Origin of the sequence: Micromonospora sp. WMMD1082 (assembly GCF_029626175.1) — a bacterium.
Taxonomy (GTDB): domain Bacteria; phylum Actinomycetota; class Actinomycetes; order Mycobacteriales; family Micromonosporaceae; genus Micromonospora.
In genome coordinates, this window is record NZ_JARUBM010000002.1 from 5,928,430 (window position 1) to 5,948,902 (window position 20,473).

At 72.7% G+C, this 20,473-nt stretch carries 18 protein-coding genes; 7 read left to right on the forward strand and 11 right to left on the reverse strand.

Translation table 11 applies throughout. From position 1 onward, the window contains the following. Positions 1–9 precede the first annotated feature (9 nt). The 3 genes from manD to O7615_RS27385 all read left to right on the forward strand — a co-directional run bounded on the left by manD (position 10) and on the right by O7615_RS27385 (position 3,848). Entirely contained in the window at positions 10–1,239 is a 1,230-nt protein-coding gene (gene manD / locus O7615_RS27375; RefSeq protein WP_278180660.1) for a D-mannonate dehydratase ManD, read from the forward strand. Further along, positions 1,229–1,786, forward strand: coding sequence for a gluconokinase (locus O7615_RS27380; RefSeq protein ID WP_278180661.1), 558 nt, complete (start codon positions 1,229–1,231; stop codon positions 1,784–1,786). The genes manD and O7615_RS27380 overlap by 11 nt, the downstream gene beginning before the upstream one ends. Positions 1,787–2,018: 232 nt before the next feature. Further along, positions 2,019–3,848 carry an AMP-dependent synthetase/ligase gene (locus O7615_RS27385; RefSeq protein WP_278180662.1) on the forward strand — a complete coding sequence of 610 codons (1,830 nt, stop codon included), beginning with the start codon at positions 2,019–2,021 and terminating at the stop codon, positions 3,846–3,848. Here the strand turns inward: O7615_RS27385 and O7615_RS27390 are convergent. Together O7615_RS27390 and O7615_RS27395 are read right to left on the reverse strand one after the other, a co-directional pair. Next, positions 3,845–4,708: a GDSL-type esterase/lipase family protein gene (locus O7615_RS27390; RefSeq protein ID WP_278180663.1), complete on the reverse strand. Its 864-nt coding sequence runs from the start codon at positions 4,706–4,708 to the stop codon at positions 3,845–3,847. The two genes, O7615_RS27385 and O7615_RS27390, sit on opposite strands and share 4 nt — an antisense overlap. A 24-nt stretch (positions 4,709–4,732) precedes the next feature. Next, on the reverse strand, positions 4,733–5,365 hold the full coding sequence (locus O7615_RS27395; RefSeq protein ID WP_278180664.1) for an NAD(P)H-binding protein: 633 nt from the start codon (positions 5,363–5,365) through the stop codon (positions 4,733–4,735). A gap of 85 nt (positions 5,366–5,450) precedes the next feature. On the opposite strand from O7615_RS27395, the gene O7615_RS27400 reads away from it, so the two are divergent. Beyond that, positions 5,451–6,047 carry a TetR/AcrR family transcriptional regulator gene (locus O7615_RS27400; protein WP_278180665.1) on the forward strand — a complete coding sequence of 199 codons (597 nt, stop codon included), beginning with the start codon at positions 5,451–5,453 and terminating at the stop codon, positions 6,045–6,047. On the opposite strand, the gene O7615_RS27405 is transcribed toward O7615_RS27400, so the two are convergent. The 3 genes from O7615_RS27405 to O7615_RS27415 are packed head-to-tail and all read right to left on the reverse strand — an operon-like array spanning position 6,040 to position 8,221. Continuing rightward, positions 6,040–6,684 (reverse strand): lysoplasmalogenase, encoded by a 645-nt coding sequence (locus O7615_RS27405; RefSeq protein WP_278180666.1) that lies wholly within the window; start codon positions 6,682–6,684, stop codon positions 6,040–6,042. The genes O7615_RS27400 and O7615_RS27405 overlap by 8 nt on opposite strands. Next, entirely contained in the window at positions 6,681–7,508 is an 828-nt protein-coding gene (locus O7615_RS27410) for a sterol desaturase family protein (RefSeq protein WP_278180667.1), read from the reverse strand. The genes O7615_RS27405 and O7615_RS27410 overlap by 4 nt, the downstream gene beginning before the upstream one ends. Beyond that, positions 7,505–8,221, reverse strand: a complete 717-nt coding sequence (locus O7615_RS27415) for a GntR family transcriptional regulator (RefSeq protein WP_278180668.1) — start codon at positions 8,219–8,221, stop codon at positions 7,505–7,507. The genes O7615_RS27410 and O7615_RS27415 overlap by 4 nt, the downstream gene beginning before the upstream one ends. A 156-nt stretch (positions 8,222–8,377) precedes the next feature. Between O7615_RS27415 and O7615_RS27420 the strand changes: the two genes are divergently transcribed. Further along, positions 8,378–9,823: a hypothetical protein gene (locus O7615_RS27420; RefSeq protein ID WP_278180669.1), complete on the forward strand. Its 1,446-nt coding sequence runs from the start codon at positions 8,378–8,380 to the stop codon at positions 9,821–9,823. 166 nt (positions 9,824–9,989) lie between these two features. Beyond that, a complete protein-coding gene (locus O7615_RS27425; protein WP_278180670.1) occupies positions 9,990–10,697 on the forward strand; it encodes a hypothetical protein in 708 nt (235 codons plus the stop codon). Between the two features lie 60 nt (positions 10,698–10,757). Here the strand turns inward: O7615_RS27425 and dinB are convergent, their stop codons facing one another. The 5 genes from dinB to O7615_RS27450 form a co-directional block, all read right to left on the reverse strand. Beyond that, entirely contained in the window at positions 10,758–11,948 is a 1,191-nt protein-coding gene (dinB, locus tag O7615_RS27430) for a DNA polymerase IV (protein ID WP_278180671.1), read from the reverse strand. Positions 11,949–11,997: 49 nt separating this feature from the next. Next, entirely contained in the window at positions 11,998–14,226 is a 2,229-nt protein-coding gene (locus tag O7615_RS27435; protein WP_278180672.1) for a M48 family metalloprotease, read from the reverse strand. A gap of 143 nt (positions 14,227–14,369) precedes the next feature. Beyond that, positions 14,370–14,846, reverse strand: coding sequence for a hypothetical protein (locus O7615_RS27440; protein ID WP_278180673.1), 477 nt, complete (start codon positions 14,844–14,846; stop codon positions 14,370–14,372). 90 nt (positions 14,847–14,936) lie between these two features. Continuing rightward, complete coding sequence (locus O7615_RS27445; RefSeq protein ID WP_278180674.1) at positions 14,937–16,511, reverse strand: FMN-binding glutamate synthase family protein; 1,575 nt, start codon at positions 16,509–16,511, stop codon at positions 14,937–14,939. An 89-nt stretch (positions 16,512–16,600) separates the two neighbouring features. Continuing rightward, the gene (locus tag O7615_RS27450; protein WP_278180675.1) at positions 16,601–17,734 is read right to left on the reverse strand and encodes an N-acetylmuramoyl-L-alanine amidase; all 1,134 of its coding nucleotides are present in this window, start codon (positions 17,732–17,734) and stop codon (positions 16,601–16,603) included. Between the two features lie 197 nt (positions 17,735–17,931). On the opposite strand from O7615_RS27450, the gene O7615_RS27455 reads away from it, so the two are divergent. Then, positions 17,932–18,675, forward strand: coding sequence for an SDR family oxidoreductase (locus O7615_RS27455; RefSeq protein ID WP_278180676.1), 744 nt, complete (start codon positions 17,932–17,934; stop codon positions 18,673–18,675). A 64-nt stretch (positions 18,676–18,739) separates the two neighbouring features. Here the strand turns inward: O7615_RS27455 and O7615_RS27460 are convergent, their stop codons facing one another. Beyond that, positions 18,740–20,296 (reverse strand): MFS transporter, encoded by a 1,557-nt coding sequence (locus O7615_RS27460; RefSeq protein WP_278180677.1) that lies wholly within the window; start codon positions 20,294–20,296, stop codon positions 18,740–18,742. Between the last annotated feature and the right edge of the window lie 177 nt (positions 20,297–20,473).

Genomic DNA, 20,473 nt, shown 5'->3' on the forward strand with positions numbered 1-20,473 from the left:
GGCACCCTCGTGAAGATCGTCGCTGCCGACGTCATCGTCTCCAGCCCGGACCGCAACTTCGTCACCTTGAAGATCACGACGGAGGACGGCATCACCGGCCTGGGTGACGGTACGCTCAACGGCCGTGAACTCTCCGTCGCCTCGTACCTGCGCGATCACGTGGTGCCGTTGCTGCTCGGGCGGGACGCGCACCGTATCGAGGACGCGTGGCAGTTCCTGTACCGCTCGGCGTACTGGCGGCGCGGGCCGGTCACCATGGCCGCCATCGCCGCGGTCGACGTCGCGCTCTGGGACATCAAGGCCAAGGCCGCCGGAATGCCGCTCTATCAGCTGCTCGGCGGCGCGTCGCGCACCGGCATCATGGCGTACGGCCACGCCTCCGGCCGCGACCTGCCGGAGCTGTTCGACTCGATCCGCGCGCACCTCGACCTCGGCTTCCGGTCGATCCGGGTGCAGACCTCCGTGCCCGGCATCAACGCGGTGTACGGCGTCGCCACCCAGCCCAGCGCCGACGGCAAGCGCTACGACTACGAGCCGGCCCAGCGCATCCCGCTGCCGGCCGAGGAGGACTGGGACACCCGCGCCTACCTGCGTCACCTGCCCGGTGTGTTCGAGGCGGTCCGCAACGAGTTCGGGCCGGAGCTGCCGCTGCTGCACGACGGGCACCACCGGATGACCCCGATCCAGGCCGCGAAGCTCGGCAAGGCCCTCGAACCGTACGACCTGTTCTGGCTGGAGGACTGCACCCCGGCGGAGAACCAGGAGGCGCTGCGGTTGGTCCGCCAGCACACCACCACGCCGCTGGCCATCGGCGAGATCTTCAACACCGTCTGGGACTACCAGACCCTGATCCGGGAGCAGCTGATCGACTACGTGCGCTCCGCGGTCACCCACACCGGCGGCATCACCGCGATGCGCAAGCTGCTCGACTTCGCCGCGCAGTACCAGATCAAGTCGGGCATCCACGGCCCCACCGACATCTCGCCGGTCGGCATGGCCGCCGCCCTGCACCTGGACCTGGCCATCCACAACTTCGGCATCCAGGAGTACATGCGCCACGGTGCGCTCACCAACGAGGTGTTCCGGCAGTCGTTCACCTTCGCCGACGGCTACCTGCACCCGGGCGAGCAGCCCGGCATCGGTGTGGAGCTGGACGAGGAGGCGGCCGCGCGCTTCCCGTACCAGCCGGCGTACCTGCCGTTCAACCGGCTCAAGGACGGCACCGTTCATGACTGGTGACCTGCCGACCCGGCACGTCGTGGTGATGGGTGTGTCCGGTGCGGGCAAGACGACCGTGGCGCGGGGGGTGGCCGGGCTGACCGGGCTGACCTTCGCCGAGGCCGACGAGTTCCACTCGGAGGCGAACGTGGACCGGATGCGGGCCGGCGTGCCGCTGGACGACGCCGCCCGCTGGCCGTGGCTGCGGGCGCTGGCGGACTGGATGACCTCGCGCCACCGGGAGGGGGTGTCGACGGTGCTGGCCTGCTCGGCGCTCAAGCGCTCCTACCGCGACCTGCTGCGGCAGGGCCCGCCGAGGGTGGACTTCGTGCACCTGCACGGGCCGACCGAGGTCATCCGGGACCGGATGTCGCTGCGCGCCGGCCACTACATGCCGGAGAGCCTGCTCGACTCGCAGACCGCCACCCTGGAGCCGTTGTGGCCGGACGAGCCGGGCCTGGTCCTGGACCTCCAACTCCCCACCGAAACGCTGATCACCGCCACCATCACCCAGCTGGCCCTACCCCGCCTGACCATCCCCGCCACCCCACCCGTCAACCCCCGCTGACCCCCTCCCACCCCACCCCACTCCTCGTCGATCTTGCGCTTGTTGTCACGACAAAAGCCGCACAAGGTGCTATCCGCCGACCGGAAGTGCAAGATCGGCGGCGTGAGGAGCGGGGTGGGGTAGCACGGGGGTGGTGGGGGTGGGTGGGTTTGGTGGTTTTGAGGGTTTCTCGGGCGGTGGGCGGTCACCATCGAGCAGAGGGTCCGGGGGATGCGATGGCAGGTGGGCGGGAGTGCGGGAGACAGCGGTCGAGCCGATCGTCAACGGCGATGACGCCAGCCTGGCGGAGCAGGTGTGGCGCAACGCGGCCGAGGATCCGGACGCGGTGCAGTTCGTCCGCCCGGACCCGGACCCCCGTTCGTGGCCGGTCCGCCGCTCCGGACGCGGCGGCGCCCTGCCGGTGACCTGCCGGCAGTTCCGCGACGACGTGCTCGCCGTGGCGCGCGGCCTGCTCGCCGCCGGGGTCGCCCACGGCGACCGGATCGGGTTGCTCAGCCGCACCCGTTACGAGTGGACGCTCGTCGACTACGCGCTCTGGTCGGTCGGGGCGGTGACGGTGCCGATCTACGACACCTCCAGCGCCGACCAGATCCGCTGGATCCTCGATGACTCCGGCGCGATCGGGTGCGTGGTGGAGACCGCCGACCACGCCGTCACCGTGGCCGACCTGCGGCGGGACCTGCCACAGTTTCGGCAGACCTGGCGCATCGACGCCGGCGAGCTCATCGAGCTCGCCGCGCGGGGCCGGGCCGTCGACGCCGCCGAGGTGGACAGCCGCCGTCGCGCGGTGACCGGTGCTGACGTCGCCACCATCGTCTACACCAGCGGCACCACCGGCCCGCCGAAGGGCTGCGTGCTGACCCACCGCAACATCTCCGCCGACATCGGCAACGCCACCGCCGTGCTACCGCAACTGCTGCATCCGGGCGCGTCGACGGTGCTGTTCCTGCCGCTGGCGCACGCCTTCGCCCGGCTGATCCAGGTCGGCATGGTGCACACGCGCGCCACGATGGTGCACAGTGCCGACGTCTCCGCGGTGCTCGACCAGCTGCGCCGGTTCCGGCCCACCTTCATCCTCGCCGTGCCCCGGATGTTCGAGAAGATGCACGACCAGGCCCGGCACACGGCCGAGGACGCGAACCGGGGGTGGCTGTTCAGCCTCGGCGAAACGGTGGCGCTGCGGTACAGCCGGGCCCTGGACACCACGCGCGGACCGGGAGCGCCGCTGCGCCTGGCTCACCTGCTGTTCGACCTGGTCGGTTACCGCAGGCTGCGCGCGGCGCTCGGCGGGCGGTGCCGGATGGCCATCGTGGGCGGCGCGCCGCTGGGGGAGCGGCTCGGGCACTTCTTCCGGGGCGCGGGCATCACCGTGCTGGAGGGGTACGGGTTGACCGAGACCTCTCCGGCGCTCACGGCGAACCTGCCGACGGCGATGCGGATCGGCACGGTCGGCCGGCCACTGCCCGGAGTGCGGATCCGCATCGCCGACGACGGCGAGGTCCACGCCCGTGGCGAGGTGGTGTTCCCTGGCTACTGGAACAACCCGGAGGCCACCCGGGAGGCGTTGATCGAGGACGGGTGGCTGCGCACCGGCGACCTCGGCCAGCTCGACGATGACGGCTTCCTGCGGATCACCGGCCGGACGAAGGAGATCATGGTCACGGCCGCCGGCAAGAACCTCGCGCCCGCGCCGATCGAGGAACGCATCCGGGCGCATCCGCTGGTCAGCCAGGTGATGCTGGTCGGCGACGGGCGTCCGTACGTCGCCGCGCTGGTCACCGTGGACCCGCAGGCGTGGCAGCGGTGGCGGGACCAGCACGGGCACTCCGGAGCGTCCGTGTCCGCGCTGCGCGAGAGCCCGCAGTTGCGGGGTGAGATCCAGCAGGCGGTCGACCGGGCCAACCGGACCGTCTCCCACGCAGAGCAGGTCAAGACCTTCCGGATCCTGCCCCGCGACCTCACCGAGGCCGACGGGGAGCTGACCCCCACCCTAAAGATCAAGCGGGACGCCGTGCAGAAACACTTCGCCGACGACGTCGCCGCCCTGTACCGCGGCCACTAGCTGGCGCTGCCGAGCCAGCCCGCGACGAGGTCGGCGACGACTGTGCCGCCGCGATCGCTGAGATGGACGTGGTCGGTCAACACACGCAGGCCGTTGCCGTCGGCGATCTCGTCCCAACTGTTGCGCAGCACGTATCGCTCGAAGGCGACGTAGAAGGCCAGCGGGAAGCTGAAGTCGTAGCCGGCGGCAGCGTCCTCCCGCCCGTGCAGCAGCGCGGTGAGCTGTTCGTGCAGCGGAAGGTACGCCAGCTGACGCGTGATGGTGACCTCCCGGATCGTGGCGTTGTAGCGTTCCAGCTCCTGATTGCGGGCAGAGTCGAGGTCCTCGCCGAGAGGTGGAAGGGAGAGCAGGGCGATCCGCGCGGTGGTCGTTGCCCGGAGGTGATCGACGATGGCCTCCAGGTTCGCCCGGTACCGATCCGGCCCGACATCGCCCAACACGTCGTTGGTGCCGATCAGCAGCGCCACCGCGTTTGGACGGCAGGACACCACGTCGGCGTCGAGGCGCTCCCGCAGGTCCTGGCTGGTGTTGCCGTTGCGGCCGGCGTTGACGAAGGTGTAGCCGGCCGCGCCGAGCCGCCCACGAAGGGCGCCGACCCAGTCCGCGCTCAGCGAGCCGTGGGTCAAACTGGCCCCGGCGGCGACCACTACCTGGTCCGTGTCACCGGGGCGGCCCTGAGCGCAGAGCTGGCCCGGCGACCCTGCGGGAGACCGGAGAAATGCGGGATACGCCAGCGCTGCGACGGCCGTCACGGCGGCGACGACCACGGTGAGTACCGGCACGACGATCCGTCGCCAGCGTCGCCGGGATGCGGTCGGTGGGCTGGTGGGTCGAGGATCGGGTTCGCGGGTGGCGGTCATCAGCGTGTTCCTTCGTCGTGCCGGTCAGTGGGCGACGGAAACGGCGTGCCGGCTCCAGGCCGGCTCGTGCAGGCAGCGCAGCAGGCAGGCGGCCAGGTCGGCGCGGGTCAGCTGGAATCCACCGCGCACGTTGCGGTCCAGCGCGGTGCGATAGCTGCCGGCGGCGGGCCGGTCGGTGAGCCGGGGCGGGCGGAGCAGCGTCCAGTCCAGGCCGCTCCGAGCCACGATCTCCTCCATCCGCAGCATGTCGGCGAACGCGTGCCGCAGGATCCGACCGAGTACCGGTTTGACCAGTAGCCGGGTCAGCGGATCGTCGCCTTCGCGGTGCATGCCACTGGCGCTGACCACGACCAGCCGCCGCGTGCCGCTGGCGCGCATCGCCGCAACGGTCGCGGTGGCCGTGTCGGCGGTCACGGTGGTGGGTTTCCGGCTGTCGCGGGTGCCGATGGTGGACAACACCGCGTCTGTGCCGGTCAGCAGGGGCGCGAGCGCCTCGGCGGTGAGTGTGGACAGTGGCCGCACGGCCAGTCCGGACTGATTCTGGTCGAACCGGTTCGGGTCGCGCACCACGGCTGTCACGCGGTGACCGGCGACGATGGCCTGATCAACCAGGTGCCGGCCGGTGCGCCCGGTGGCACCGAGGATCGCGAGGTGCATCGCCCCTCCCTCTAGTTAGCGAGCACTTACTAACCATTAGGATCGGGTACGAACCGAGCTGATGTCAACGGAGAGGGTGCTGGTAATGGCCGCGACGACCCGGGACCGCATCCTCGACGCCGCCGCGCGGGTCATGCGGGAACGTGGGCTGGCCAACGCCACCACCCGCCAGATCGCCGCGACCGCCGGCTACTCCGAGGCGGCCCTCTACAAACACTTCGCCAGCAAGACGGAGCTGTTCGTGGCGGTGCTCAACGAGCGCGTGCCCGGTGAGTTCGGCGCGCTGCTGGGCGGGCTGGCCACCCGAGCGGGCGCCGGCAGCGTCCGCGACACCCTGTGCGAGGTGGCCTCCGCCGCGATCGACTTCTACGCGTCCACCTTCCCGATCGCCGCGTCGATCTTCTCCGAACCGCAACTGCTGGCCGCGCACCGCGACGCGCTGCGCGCCCGCGGCGCAGGCCCGCAGCGCGTCAACGACGCGATCGCCGGCTATCTCCGTGCCGAACGTGACCTCGGCCGGATTCGGGCGCAGGCCCACCCCGACCGCGTCGCCGCCCTGCTCGTCGGCGCCTGCTTCCAGCGCGCCTTCCTGCACCACCTCATCGTCGAGCTGGCCGACGAGCACGAGCAGTTCGCTGCGGGCGTCGTCGACGAACTGCTCGCCGGCCTGCGTCCTAGGTGAGCCCGGTCGGTCGGCGGGTGCCCTCGGCCCGCGCCGACCAACCTGTGGTGATCAGCAGCAGGGCGGCGCTGTAGGTCGACATCACGAGCACGCCGTGCGCGGGCAGCGTCGTTCCGGCCGCGCCGACGCCGATGATCAGGTCGGAGACCAGGAACAGCGCGCCGCCGACGGCGACCCGGAGGTTGACGGCGGTGGCGGCCGCCGCCATCAGGATCAGTGCCAGGCTGTACCCGAGCACGGGCAGCCGCAGCGGGCCCAGTTGCGACCACAACAGTGCGTTCGCCACCGCCCACAGCGCGAGGTACCCGGCCACCGGCACCAGCGACGGCCGGCGGTGACCGACGAACGCGGTGATGAACGCCAGCTGGGTGCCGAGGAAACAGCCCATCCCGATCAGGAACGCGGTGTCGCCGGGGACCAGCAGGGCGATGTCTCCGGCGGTGGCGAAGAGCAGCCCGACCGCCACCGGGCCGGCCGTCGCGGATACCCGCCACAGCCAGGCCAGCAGCAGCGGCGCCAGCAGTGGCTTGGCCACCCACTGCACCGGCGTCGCCGCGGTGGCGACCGCGACCAGTTCGACGGCCACCACCACAGCGAACACCCACAGCAGCGCGGTGCCCCGCGCCGGGCGGCTCATCGGGCCGGCTGCCAGCCGGGACGGCCCAACAGGTAGCCGAACCTGTTCCGCCAGGTCGTCGCGGCGCGTAGGTCCCGCCAGATCGCCGCGTACTCGTGCGTGGCCACCCGCAGCGGGTTGTAGGTGCCGATGTTCGTGGTCAGGCCGTACCGGACCGCGGCGCCCTCCGGCTGGAAGGTGCCGAAGAGCCGGTCCCAGATGATCAGGATGCCGCCGTAGTTGCGGTCCAGGTACTCGGCGTTCGAGCCGTGATGCACCCGGTGGTGCGAGGGCGTGTTGAAGATCAACTCGATCGGCCGGGGCAGCACACCGACCCGCTCGGTGTGCAGGAAGAACTGGTACAGCAGGCTGATCGACTGCTGAAGGAAGATCATCCACGGCGGGATGCCGAGCAGGGCCAGGCCGAGCCAGAACGGCAGCGAGGTCATCGGCGTCCAGCTCTGTCGCAGGGCCGTCGAGAAGTTGAAGAAGACGCTGGAGTGGTGCACCACGTGCCCGGCCCAGAAGAGCCGGACCTCGTGATGCGCCCGGTGGAACCAGTAGTAGGCAAAGTCATCGGCGAAGAACAGCAGCACCCACACCCACCAGTCGCCGGGGGAGAGGCTGAACGGGGAGATGGTGTACGCGGCGGCGTACAGGCCGATGGTCAGCAGCTTCCACGGCACGCCGATGACCTGGCTGCCCGCGCCCATGGTCAGGCTGGTGGCGGTGTCGCGGGCCTCGTAGCCACGCTCGGCGTCGTCGGGCGCGAACCGGTACGACAGCGCCTCGACGGTGATGAGCAGCAGGAACGCCGGGACGGCGTAGAGCACGGCGGGGATCATGCCCGACTGTCCTTTCTGGTGGGGGTGGTGAGCGTCGCGGTGAGCAGGGACCGGGCCTGCTCGGCGGCCTCGGCGTCCCGGCCCTCGGCGATGGCCGCGGCCAGCCGCCGGTGCCCGGTGACGTCGAGCAGCTCGGTGGCGCGCCGCTGCGGCGGCACCTCGGCCACCGCCAGCGCGCCGGCCACCAGGCTGTTGAAGGCCAGCAGGTACGCGGTGTTGCCGCAGCCGTCCAGGATGTGCCGCCACAGGGCGATGTTGGCCTCACCCATCGCCGTCAGGTCGGGCGCGAGGCCGGCGAACTCCTCGACCGCCTGCACGATCCGCCGACGTGCCGCGTCGTCGGCGCGGCGGGCGCAGAGCCGGGCGGCGTCCACGCCGACGCAGGCACGCATGTCCATCATGTCGCGGACCAGCGTGGCGACCGGGAGGACGTCGCCCGAGCGCACCAGCGACAGGGCGAGATCCAGTCCCGCGTGTATCCGCCAGTCCAGCACCCGGGTCGCCCCGCCCTGGCTGACCCGCACCAGACCCAGCTGCTGCAACCGGCGCAGCGCCTCGCGTACGGCGTGCCGGTTCACCTGGAACGCCGTGGCCAGCTCCCGCTCGCCGGGCAGGCTGTCGTCGGTGCGGTAATCGCCGCTGACGATCGCGTCGCGCAGCTGCCCGAAGACGAGGTCGGAGACGGAGGCGCGGGTGACGGGGACGAATGCCATGCCGGCAGTGTGGTGCAGCACACATCAACCCGTCAACTGGTTGGACCAGTGTTCTCTCGCCCGTCTCCGGCGACACGCCCAGCGTCCTGTGACCAGGGTGTCGCGGTGGGTTAGGCTGCGCTCGCAACGGGTGGTGGTCGGGCACGGGAGGCGCCGGTGACGAGTCGACGGCGCGGCCGCCTCGTCCGTGCGGCGCTACGGCTGGGCTTCCTGACCGCGATCGCGGGCGGGGCCTGGGGCGCCTACGACGTGGCGACGACGACTCCCGCCCACGCCGCCGAGACACCGCCGGCAGCCACTCAGGACGGTCCGGCGGCCACGTCGGACAGACCGGGCGGCCTGGCCGGCGACCTGATCCGGGCCATTCTCACCCCGGTGCTCGCCCCCGACCGGCCGGCGCGCGACGCACCCCGGCCGCCATCGGCCGACCCGGCCGCGCCCGCCACGCCGTCCGACACGTCGGCACCCACCCCACCGCCCGGCCATGCTGCACCGCCCGGCCATGCTGCACCGCCCGGCCAGGCTCCGCCGGCCGTTGGCGGGCCGCCGGAGCAGCCGGGCGGGCGTCCCGGTGGCGCGCCGCACGATGGCCCCGGGGCGCCGCCGCCCACCGACACCCCCGCCCCCGGGCGGTCGCCGGGGGGCACGCCGCCGGGTGACCCCGCGCCGCCGCCTGCCGGCACGCCATCGAAGGAGCCGGCGCCGCCTACCGGCACGCCACGGATGGCGCCGGCACCGTCGGACCTGTCGCCGTCGGACGCGGTGCTCCCCGGCGCGTCGTCGCCCCCGGTCGCTCCCGATCCGTCCGCCGCTGTGCCGGCACCGGATCGGCGATCCGGGTCGGCCGCGAGCCGGGACGACGGCCGGGTCGCAAAGGCGGTGGCGGGCCTGGTCGCGCCGCTGACCGACGTGGTGCGCGACGAGGTCGTCGCCCCGGCAGCGGCCACCGTGGGACCGTTGGTGGATCCGCTCGTCGCCCTGTTGGAGCAGCTTCTCGGTCCCGCGTCGCCGCTGGTCGATGCGATCGTGGCCGGTCTGGATCCGTTCCTGCAGGATCTGGCGCCGATCCTCGGTCCGCTCGACCCGCTGCTCGACCTGCTGGATCCCGTCGTCGCCCTGCCCGAACCGTCGCCACCGGCGGCCCCGCCCGCGCCGGATCAGCCCGCGCCCGACCAGCCCGCACCGCAACCCGCCCCGGATCTCACCGGGCCGCCGCTGACGGTGCCGCCGGCCGACACCACCCCGCCAGGTGAGCTGGAGCCGGCCGATGCCATGCCGGGCATCGTGGAGCCGGTGCGGTCCGCCGCCGCCTCGCACCGGTCCGCGTACCCATCGGCGTCCTGGTCAGGCGACGAGAGCGCCACCGGCGACGACGGACCGGACACGCTGGACCGGCAGGGCGAGCGCACCCGAGGCCCGGCACCCGTATCGCCGGCCCCCGGCATGAGCGGCGCCGAGCCGACCCCGACCTCCCATGGCGGCACCGCCGATGCCGCCCCGGCCGGCTGGGCACCGCCGCCGGTCCAGGGCCGGGTGACCCGGCCGGCCCGTACGGGGTACCGCCCCTCCCGATCTCCCCGCCCGCGGAGCCGGCCGGCCTGACCGGACGGTGGTCACACGCCACGGCGCCACGTCCTGGGACGGGCCGCCCGGCGTGCCTCCGGACGGCGGCCGTACGCGGTCGAACGTCACCGGACCGTGCCCGCGCCCGCCGCGCGGCGCCGGACCGACTCCGCCTTCGCTGACTTCGCCTCACCAGGAGTTTTCCATGCACGTCACTCTGCCGGTCCACCGTGCCCGATGGTGCGACCTCGACTGGATCGTCGACCTTGTCACCGCTGCCGCCGCGCCGACCGCCCTCGGGGCGTGGCTCGTGCCCGACGAGCGGCGGCGACCCGCCGTGATCGCCGCCGTGGCCCGCATCTGGACCGAGCACGCCCTGCTGTTCGGCGACGCGTTCCTGCTCAAGGACGGGACCGCCGCCACCGTCTGGTTCCACCGTTACCGCCCGATCCCGCCCCCACCGCGCTACGACGAGCGACTCGACGACGCCTGCGGCGACCACGCGGTCCGGTTCCGCTGGCTCGATCACACCCTTGCCGTGCGGCGACCCGACGAGGCACACAACCACCTGGCGTTCCTCGCCGCACCGCCGGACGCCGACCGGGCCGCCCAGGCCGAGGCGGTTCTCGTCGGTAGCCAGCGGTGGATGGACAACCTCGGGCTGCCGTCGTACGCCGAGGTGCACAGCGGCGACGACGTACGCCTCTACCATCGGCTCGGTTACCGCGACCGGCACCGCCGGGCGCGGCCCGGCGGGGTGACGGTCGACCTTCTCTGGCGGCCGGTGCCCTCGGTGCGGCTCGAACCGACCAGCGGCCCGACGCCACCGGTGGATTCGGCCGGTGAGCCGGAGTCGGCCCGGCCGGCCGTGGCGGCCGACGCCGGGGGAGGAGGTGCGCGGGCCTGCCGGTGACGGCCCGCCGCATCGGATCGGGGTACGGTCTCGGTCGGCCGCCCGGGTACGTCGGTGGGCTCACGGGTCGGGCAGCAGGGGCATCTCCGGGCCGGTGTCGTGGCCGAGCAGCACCGCGCGGGTCACGGCGGTCGTGCCGAACCGTTCGCGGATCGCGTCGACCGCCGTGTCCAACTCGGCCGCCGGGTCGGCGTGCCAGGGCAGCGTGAGCTGGACGTGCCCGGTGCCGAGGTTGCCGACCGCCACGCCGATCAGGGTGATGCCGCGCCGCTCGATCTCGGGCGACGCTGTCCGCAGCAGGGCACGGGCGGCGCCGAGCACCGTCGCCGTCTCCGCGGTCGGCTTGGCCAGGGTGCGCGCCCGGGTGGCCCGGGTGTAGTCGGCGAAGCGCAGCCGCAGGGTGATGGTCCGCCCGGCGCGGCCGGCTGACCGCATCCGGCGGGTGACCCGGTCGACCAACCCGGCGAGGATCGCCTCCAGCTCGGCGGGGTGCTGCCCGGCCGGGCCCAGCGCGTGCTGGGCGCCCATCGACCCGCGCCGGCGGCCCACCTGCACCGGGCGCGGGTCACGGTGGTGGGCCAGGGCGTGCAGGTGACGGCCGGCGCCACCGCCGAGCAGCGACACCAGGGTCGCCTCGCCCAGCCGGGCGACGTCACCCACCGTATGGATGCGATGCTGCCGCAGCGTCGCGGCGGTCACCGGCCCGACGCCCCACAGCCGTTCGATCGGCAGCGGGTGCAGGAAGGCATGTTCCCCGGCCGGCGGCACGACCAGCAGGCCGTCCGGCTTGGCGACGCCGCTGGCGACCTTGGCCAGGAACTTCGTCCGGGCCACCCCCACGGTGATCGGCAGGCCGACGCGCTCGCGGACCACCCGGCGCAGCTCGGCGGCGACCTCGGCCGGCGGCCCGGCCAGGCGGCGCAGGCCGCCGACGTCGAGGAACGCCTCGTCGATGGAGAGCCCTTCGACCAGCGGGGTGGTCTGCCGGAAGATGTCGAACACCGCACGGCTGGCCGCACTGTACGCGGACATCCTGGGCGGGACGACGACCGCCTCCGGGCAGAGCCGGCGGGCCTGCGCACCGCCCATGCCGCTGCGTACGCCCCGGGCCTTGGCCTGGTAGCTGGCGGCCAGCACCACGCCGCCGCCGACGAGCACCGGCCGGTCGCGCAGCCGCGGATCGTCGCGCTGCTCGACCGAGGCGTAGAACGCGTCCAGGTCGGCATGCAGGATGGTGGCCTCGCCCGACACGCGGCCATCATCGCACACATGTACGAATGGCGCGGGTGGTGGCCGCCGGTCACCCGCCGCCGGTCACCCGCCAGTACTCGCCGGCCAGGGGCAGCATCTCCCAGGCCAGCCAGGCGGTCGCGACCAGCACGGCGGCGAGAACCGCGACGGTCGGTCCGCGTACGTGTCGAGCTGAGCGGATCTCGCCGCCGGCCGGCCGCGCTTCCTCGGCCGGCCGCACATCGGGCCGCAGCGCCGCCGCCGCTATCACGAACCCCACCAGCGGTACGGCCGCCAGCAGCACGCCCTGCACGATGATCCAGTGGGCGACCCGGGAGATCTCCACCGCCGACGGCACCGGCAGGCACCACCCCGGATCCGTCACGTCGGCGAGGCAGTAGGCCGGCACGCCCAACATGACGTACCCGCCGGTGGCGAGCAACCCGCTGACCACGGCGGCCAGCACCGACCCGGCGGGGCGCAACCGGCCACGCCCGAACGCCAGCACGAGCACCGCGACCGCCACGGCCAGCGATCCGACCGCGATGACGGTGTTGCCGAGGACCGTGACGTACGGCTCCCCGGCTGTCCCGGACGGTGGCTCGCTCCGGACGCCGACGGGTAGCACCCGCGGGGCCAGCACGGGCAGCGCCGCGGCTGCCACGGCCGCGACGGCCCCGGTGCCCAGCCCGACGAGGATCGCCCGGCGCAGCGGTGCCGTGACGTCGGCACGTCGCCGGGCGGCCAGCACCGGCACCAGCCACAGGAGCGCCAGCGCCGGCAGCGTCAACGGGTGGAACACGAAGTGGGTGGCCGGGCCCAACTGGCCGCCCACGATCGCCGCCGTCGCCGCGTACCAGCCGGGATCGGGACCGGTGGCGGGTCCGGTGCCGGGACTGAACGCGAAGCCGTACGAGAGCCGGCTGAGCGGCAACCAGACCATCAACGCGGTGCCCGCGACCAGCGCGGCGGTGGCCACGGTGGCCGGCGGCGTCCACCGGCTGGGTCGGCCGCCGGCGTCAGCGGCTCGGGCCGCGGCGTCGACCCACGCCCCCAACAGCACCGCACCGGCGGCCAGCACCGCCGCCGCGACCAGCCACGAGTCGAGTCCGCCGATTCCGGGCAGGCCGGTGGCGGAGGTGACCTGTTGCAACGACAGCAGGGTGCCCGCCAGAAAGGCGGCGGCGAGCACGACCGGCCCGCCGAACCACATCGGCACCCGCCGCGCCTCGTCGGCCCGCGCGGCGACGTTCTGCCACAACGTCACCGCCAACAACCCACCGAGCCACGGTCCGACAAACAGGCCGAGCAACGCGATTCCGAGCCGCGCATCCAGGCCGAATCGGAGCCCGGCGGTCACGGACAGGTCGGCGGTCAGGGCGCCGGCCGGCAACCCGGCGGCGACCAGCACACCGTACGCGGGCACCAGCAGCGTCGTGGGGTCGCGGACCGTTCGCAGCCGGTCGGCCGGTAGTGGATGGGTGCCCCATCGGCCGTACCACCGCCGGGGTGGTGGCAGGCGCCCCAGGACGCGGGCGAGCGCACCGTCCGAGGTGGTGTGCCCGGCAGCGAACGCGTCGGCGTGTCGTTCCCGGATGCGCAGCAGCGCGTTACGCACGCCGTACACCAGGACGGTCATCACCAGCAGTGCGGCGAGCGTCCTGAGGGTGGTCCGCCCGAGCGGCTCGCCGGGGACTCCGAGCAGGCCGGGAAACAGCGCCAGCACCAGCCGGGGGAGGATGGCCACGGCCAGGAACGCCCACCAGACGGCCATCGTCAGATAGGTCAGGTCCACGTCGCGGTTGCGCAGATGCGCCAGCTCGTGCCGGACGACCGCCCGGAAGGCCGGCGGATCGGTGCGCCGCAGCAGCACCAGACCGGCGTCCAGCTGTACGCACCGACGGCCCGGCAGCCCGAACGCCTGCCCGCCGGTGGTGCGTCGGCGCGGGGCCAGCAACCAGCGTGGGGCGCGGGTCAGACCGGCTTCCCGGTAGAGCTGGTCCAGTTCGCCCACCAGCGCCGGCGCGGCTGTCGAGTCGATCCGACGCAGCCGGCGGCGGTGGATGAGCCACTGCGGATGGGCGAGGTAACCGATGGTGGTCACCACGGTCAGCGTGCCCAATCCGGCGGCCGCCCCGACGTACTGGCCGGCGAAGGCCGGCCGCAGGCAGGCGCGGAACTCCCGCTGCACCGCGGCGCGGTCAGCGTCGGTGATGGTGCCCTCGGCGGCCAGCCGCGCCACCGCGTCCTCGAACGCCGCCCCGCACTCGGCGGTCCGCCGTTCGAAGCGTTCCACCACCCCCGGTAGGTGGAACGGAAGAAGAAGGAAGAGCTGTAGGCTGGCGGCGATGACCGCCCCGACCAGCAGGGCGAACCAGACGGCGGTGGCGTGCGGACGTACGGCTGGACGGTCGTGGCCTGGGCTCGACGGAGCCTGGGGGCTCAGCGCGACTCCTTCCCCAGCATGCCCCGCCCGACCACCGCGTCGGCGACGAGCGTCGCCCGCTCGGGTTCGAATCCACCGCGCCGGGCGACCTGCTCGACGATCCGGTGGACCTCCGTCCATTCCTGGACGGTCAGCTCCAGCGGTGCGGTCTGTGGTTCGGCTGGCTTACCCCGGAAGAGGCGGCGTAGCGCGTCGGCGGTGACCCGATGCCCCCGACGCACTCCCACGCCGACGACATAACGCACGGCTTCGGTCATCGCCGCCAGCGCGACCGGAGTCAGCAGCACCACAAGTTCGGGCAGGCCGAAGGCGAGTGGACCGCTGCGGTGGTCTGCGTTGGCGTATCCGGCGGGGTCGGCGAAGTGCGCCTCGGCCAGCAGCTGGAACAACTCCTCGTCCTCGCCGGGGGAGGTGGCGCGCACGATCGGCCAGGCGAGGTCGCGGAGCAGGTCCTGATCCGTCTCCAGACCCACGCCACACCTCCACCGCCCGCCGGCCCAGCCGCCGTCTACAGTAGAGCAAGGTGCGGGCGCTCCGGTCCCGGCGTGTCGGCCTTCGGACGATCAGCGCTGGGCGGTCGGTGACGGGGGAGCGCTGCCGCCCTGGGGTGCCTCGGTGGACATCAGCTCCACGATCGCCTTCCGGTCGGCCGCCGACGGCAGGCCCCAGCCGGGCCGGTACCCGTACACCTCGCGCAGTGGGGTGGCGGTGGTCCGCCCGCCGAGGATCTCGACGGCGTCGGTGTCGATCAGGCCCGGGTGCTCCACCCCGCACGCCTCGGCAACCTTCATCAGGTCCCGCCGCAGGGTCTTCACGTAGTGCGCGGCCCGGACCGCCTTCGACGTCGGGTCCAGGCCCCGCGCCAGCCAGGCGTTCTGGGTGGCCACGCCGGTGGGGCAGGTGTCGGTGTGGCACTTCTGCGCCTGGATGCAGCCGATCGCCAGCATCGCCTCCCGGCCGGCGGCCACCATGTCGCAGCCGAGCGCGAAGGCGACCACCGCGTTGTCGGGCAGGCCGAGCTTGCCGGAACCGATGAAGACCACCTGCTCGTGCAGGTCGCGCTCGGCGAAGATCGGGTAGATCCGGGCGAAGCCCTGCTGGAACGGCAGGGACACGGAGTCGGTGAAGATCAGCGGCGCGGCGCCGGTGCCACCCTCGCCGCCGTCGACGGTGACGAAGTCGACGCCCCGGCCGGTGTCGCGCATCAGGTCGGTCAGCTCCGTCCAGAACCCGAGGTCGCCGACGGCGGACTTGATGCCGACCGGCAGGCCGGTCTCGGCCGCCAGCAGTTCCACCCAGTCGAGCAGGCTGTCGCAGTCGGAGAACTCCGCGTGCCGGGACGGGCTGACGCAGTCCCGCCCCACCGGGATGCCCCGGGTCGCGGCGATCTCCGCCGACACCTTGGCCGCCGGCAGCAGGCCACCGAGGCTGGGCTTGGCGCCCTGGCTGAGCTTGACCTCCAGGGCCCGTACCGGGGCACCGGCCACCACGTCCCTGAGCCGGGCCAGGTCGAACCGGCCCCGGTCGTCGCGGCAGCCGAAGTACGCGGTGCCGATCTGCAGGATCAGCTCCCCACCGTTGCGGTGGTACGGCGACAGGCCGCCCTCGCCGGTGTTGTGCAGGCACTCGGCGATCGCCGCGCCCCGGTTCAACGCCTCGACCGCCCGACCGGAGAGCGAACCGAAGCTCATTCCCGAGATGGTCACCACCGACGCCGGGCGGAACGCGCGGGCGCGTCCCCGGGCGCCCCCGAGCACCTTCGCCGACGGCAGCCGCACCTCGTGCCCGACCGTGGGGGCCGACGGCGGCACCGCCCGACCGAAGGTGCGGTGCTTGATGATCGGGTACCCGGGCGTGTACTCGATGTCGTTGTCGGTGCCGAACCCGAAGTAGTTGTTCTGCCGCTTCGCCGAGGCGTACACCCAGCGGCGCTGGTCGCGGGTGAACGGGCGCTCCTCGTTGTTGCCGGCCACGACGTACTGCCGCAGTTCCGGCCCGACCGATTCCAGCAGATAGCGGGCGCGACCCAGCAGCGGGAAGTTACGTCGCAGCGCGTGTTCGCGTTGCAGCAGGTCACGGGCAGCGAGGGCGGCGATCGCGGCGACGGCGGCGGGTACGGCGTGGCGGGCCCATCTCATCCCGCCACACTTTCCGCCGCCCCGCCGGATCAAACCTGCCGCCGGGCGGGGTCCGCTGCCGGCGCCGCAGGTCACGTCGGGTACGGCGGTCAGCGCCGGGTGAACGACCGCCGCACCACACCACCGACGATCGCGCACCAGGTGTCGGTGTCGACCGCGCCGCTGCGCGGCAACCCGTGCAGGTTCTGTAGGTCCTGCACCGCCCGGCGGGTGGGCCGGTCGAAGCTGCCGGTCACCGTGACGTCGGCGTACCCCTTGAGGTGCAGCAGGTACTGCACGGCGGTGACCGGCAGGCCGGCGGCGTCGCCGCGCAGCCGCGGCGCGAGCGTCTCCCACGTCCCGGCGGTCAGCGTGGCGTCGACGTCGACCGGCAGGCCGTTGCGGGCCTGCCAGTCCTGCACTGCCGCGACGGTGGCCGCGTCGAACACGCCGGTCGGTTCGACCGGGTAGCCGTGGTGGGCGAGCAGGTACTGCACCACCTGCACCGGCGGGGCGTTGACGAAGCGCCACAGGTCCGGCCAGCGCCGGACCGGCACGTCGCGCAGGCTGGTACCGAGGGCGCGGAAGACCTGGCGGCGCAGCGCCGGGAACTGCCGGTAGAAGGCCGCGCCGGGGCACTGGGTGGTACGGAAGTCCCAGTGGCCGAAGATGTCGTGCGCGTGCAGCCCGTACCGCCGGCAGATGGTCACGCAGAGCCGCACCAGCGAGTCCAGCAGCGCCTCCGGCGGCGTCTCGTCGACGTACGTCCCCTCGTTCTCGATGCCGATGGCCCGGCCGTTCTCGCCGGGGCAGTGCGCGGAGATCATCTGCCGGTCGCCGGCCCGCAGCCGTTCCAGGCTGCCGCGCCGGCCCTCCAGCACGTACCCGCCCCGGCTGATGGTGAAGTGCTGGCCGGTGTCCGACCAGCCGTTGCCGTCGATGTGCAGGTCCTGGCACTCGCGGGCCAGCCGCACGGCCTGCTCCCGGGAGTGGTCGGTGACGTTCGGGAACGCCATGTGGTGCACGATGATCTTGTTGGTCGGGATCTCGCTGACCGCCAGCGGGGACGTCGGTGGCCGGGCGCCCCACCCGTCGCAGCTGATGATCCAGTCGAGGTCCGCGCCCTGGTCGGCCCGGGCGGGGGCGGCCAGGGCGAGTTCGGTCCCGACGACGGCGACCGTGGCGGCGCCGAGCCCGGCGCGCAGCAGCGTCCGGCGGTCCAGTTCGGTGTGGTCGGCATGCATGGCGTCTCCTCCACGGACCGTGTGAAAACCAGCTTCAACTTAAGTGTGTGGTGTGGAGGATATTGCCACGCTCGGCTCCGGCGCCAGAGGTCGACGCAGCTGCACTCGTCGATCCCACCGGGCCGGCACCGGCCATCCGCGTGGGCGGAGGTCGACCCGGATGACGTGTGTCCTGTGTCGACTGTCAGGATTGCGGCATGACGGTCAGATCTGCCGGCAGGGTTGCCCTGGTCACGGGCGGGAGCCGGGGTATCGGCGCCGCCGTCGCGCGTCGGCTCGCCGAGGACGGCATGCACGTCGCGTTCACCTATCGCACCGCGGAGGAGAGCGCGAAGACCGTCCTGGCCGACGTCGAGGCGTACGGCCGTACCGGCCTGTCGATCAGAGCGGACAGTGCCGACGCGGCGGCGGTGGTCGGTGCGGTCGAGCAGACCGTCACCGAGCTGGGGCGGCTGGACGTGCTGGTCAACAACGCGGGGGTGTTCGCGGGCGGGCCGATCGAGTCGGTCAGCCTGGACGCCCTCGACCGGGCCGTCGCGGTCAACGTGCGCGGGGTGTTCCTCGCCACCCAGGCGGCGGTCCGCCACATGGGCGAGGGCGGGCGGATCGTCAACATCGGCAGCAGCTTCGCCAGCCGTGTCCCGGCTCCCGGGGTGAGCGCGTACGCGATGACCAAGAGTGCCGTCAACGGACTGACCCGGGCGCTCGCCCGCGAACTCGGACGGCGCGGGATCACGGTCAACCTGATCCTGCCCGGCTCGACCGACACCGACATGAACCGGGCGGACAGCGCCGGCGCGGACGCGCAGCGGGCCCAGATCGCCCTCGGGCGGTACGCATCGCCGGCCGACGTGGCGGCGACGGTCAGCCACCTGGTGGGTGACGGTGGACGGCACATCACCGGCGCGTCGATCGCCGTCGACGGCGGCGCCACGGCCTGAGCCAGGCGGTGACGCGCATCGTCCACCCGCCGCGCGTCGGTGAGCGGCGGGTGGACGATGCGGGTCAGTGCCGAAGCTCGTGCTCGTGCTCTGCGGCGAGATCGTTGTTCGCGGCCGCGCCCCGAAGTGTGACCAGGGCCCAGATCGCGGCGAGGACCATCACCCCCGCACCGGCGGCACCGGTGACGGTGATCGCTTCGGTGAACGCGTGCCTGGAGATGTCGAGGATGGAGGCTCCGGTCGGGCCGCCGACCTCGGTGGCCACCAGCAGCGCCTCCGCCATCGTCGAGGACACCCGATCGGCAAGGCTCGCCGTCAGGTCGAGCGCACCGGTTCCCGCGGTGACGACCCTCGTGTACCAGGCGACGAGCACCCCGCCCAGCACCGCCGTGCCCAGCGTCGTGCCGATCTCGTACGCGGTCTCCGAGGTGGCGGCGGCCTGCCCGGCGCGTTCGGGCCTGACGGAACTCATGATGATGTCGTTGCTTAGACCCAACCCGATGCCCGCGCCCAGCGAGACCAGCGCGAGTGAGGTGGCGATCAGGGCGGGGCTCGACGTCGGCGACAGGAAGATGGTCAGCCCGAAGCCGACGGCGGCGATCAGGAGCCCGGCGGCGATGACGTAGGCGGGGAGGAAACGCTTGACCAGAGCCGCCGCGACGAACGCGGCGATGGCGGCGAGGAACGCCTGGGGCAGCAGCCAGACGGACGCCTGGAGCGGGCTGAGGCCGAGTACGAGCTGAAGGTGCTGGATGAGTGCCACCAGCGCGCCGACCATCGCGAAGATCGACAGGAGATCCCCGACGACGGCTCCCCGGAAGTAGCGCACCTTGAACAGCCTGACCTCCATGAGCGGGGTGGGCAGCGTGAGCTGTCTGCGGACGAACAGGACGACCGCGATCAGACCGACGACGACGCCGGCGACGCCGAGAGCGATGTCCTTGCCGCCGGTGAGGTTCTTGATGCCGTAGACCACGCCGATCATGCCGGCAAAGGAGAGCGCGACGCTGAGAATGTCGATCTTGTGCAGCTCCGGGTTGCGGCTCTCCGGCAGCAGGAGTGGGCCGAGGACGAGCAGGAGCAGCATGACCGGGATGTTCATCAGGAACGCGGCCTGCCAGCTGAACGTCTCGATGACCCAGCCGCCGGCGATCGGCCCGACCGCCGCGCCGACCGAGGCCATCGCTGCCCACACGGCCATCGCGTAACGCCGCTGCTGCCGGTCGAGGAACATGTTGCGGACCAGTGACAGCGTCGACGGCATCATGATCGCACCGCCCACGCCCAGCAGTGCGCGAGCACCGATCAGCAGCCACGGCGAGGTGGCCATCGCGCCGAGGACGGAGGCCATCGCGAAGACGACCGCACCGATGAGCAGGTTCCGTCGTCGACCGAACCGATCGCCCACGGTGCTCATCGCCACGAGCAGGCCGGCGAGGACGAGGGAGTAGATGTCGATCATCCACAACTGCTCGGTGCCCGTGGGGCTCAGCTCGGCGGAGATCGCGGGCAGGCCCAGGATCAGGACGGTGCCGTCGATCGTGATCAGCAGCAGGGGCAGGGCGAGCACGGCCAGACCGATCCAGCTCCGGGCGGTGGCCTTGGGAGGGGCGTCGTTCATGAGAATCCCTACTCGGAGGTCTATGGGGTGGTGGTCGCGACCGAGTCTACAGACCATCTGGTCGGTTAACCAACACGTCGACTACTGCTGTGCAGCATGCATGGTCTGCCGAGGGTCGGGAATACGGGCGGGAGACCGCACGACGCCGTCGAGGGCGTAAACACCCCACCGTGGTGG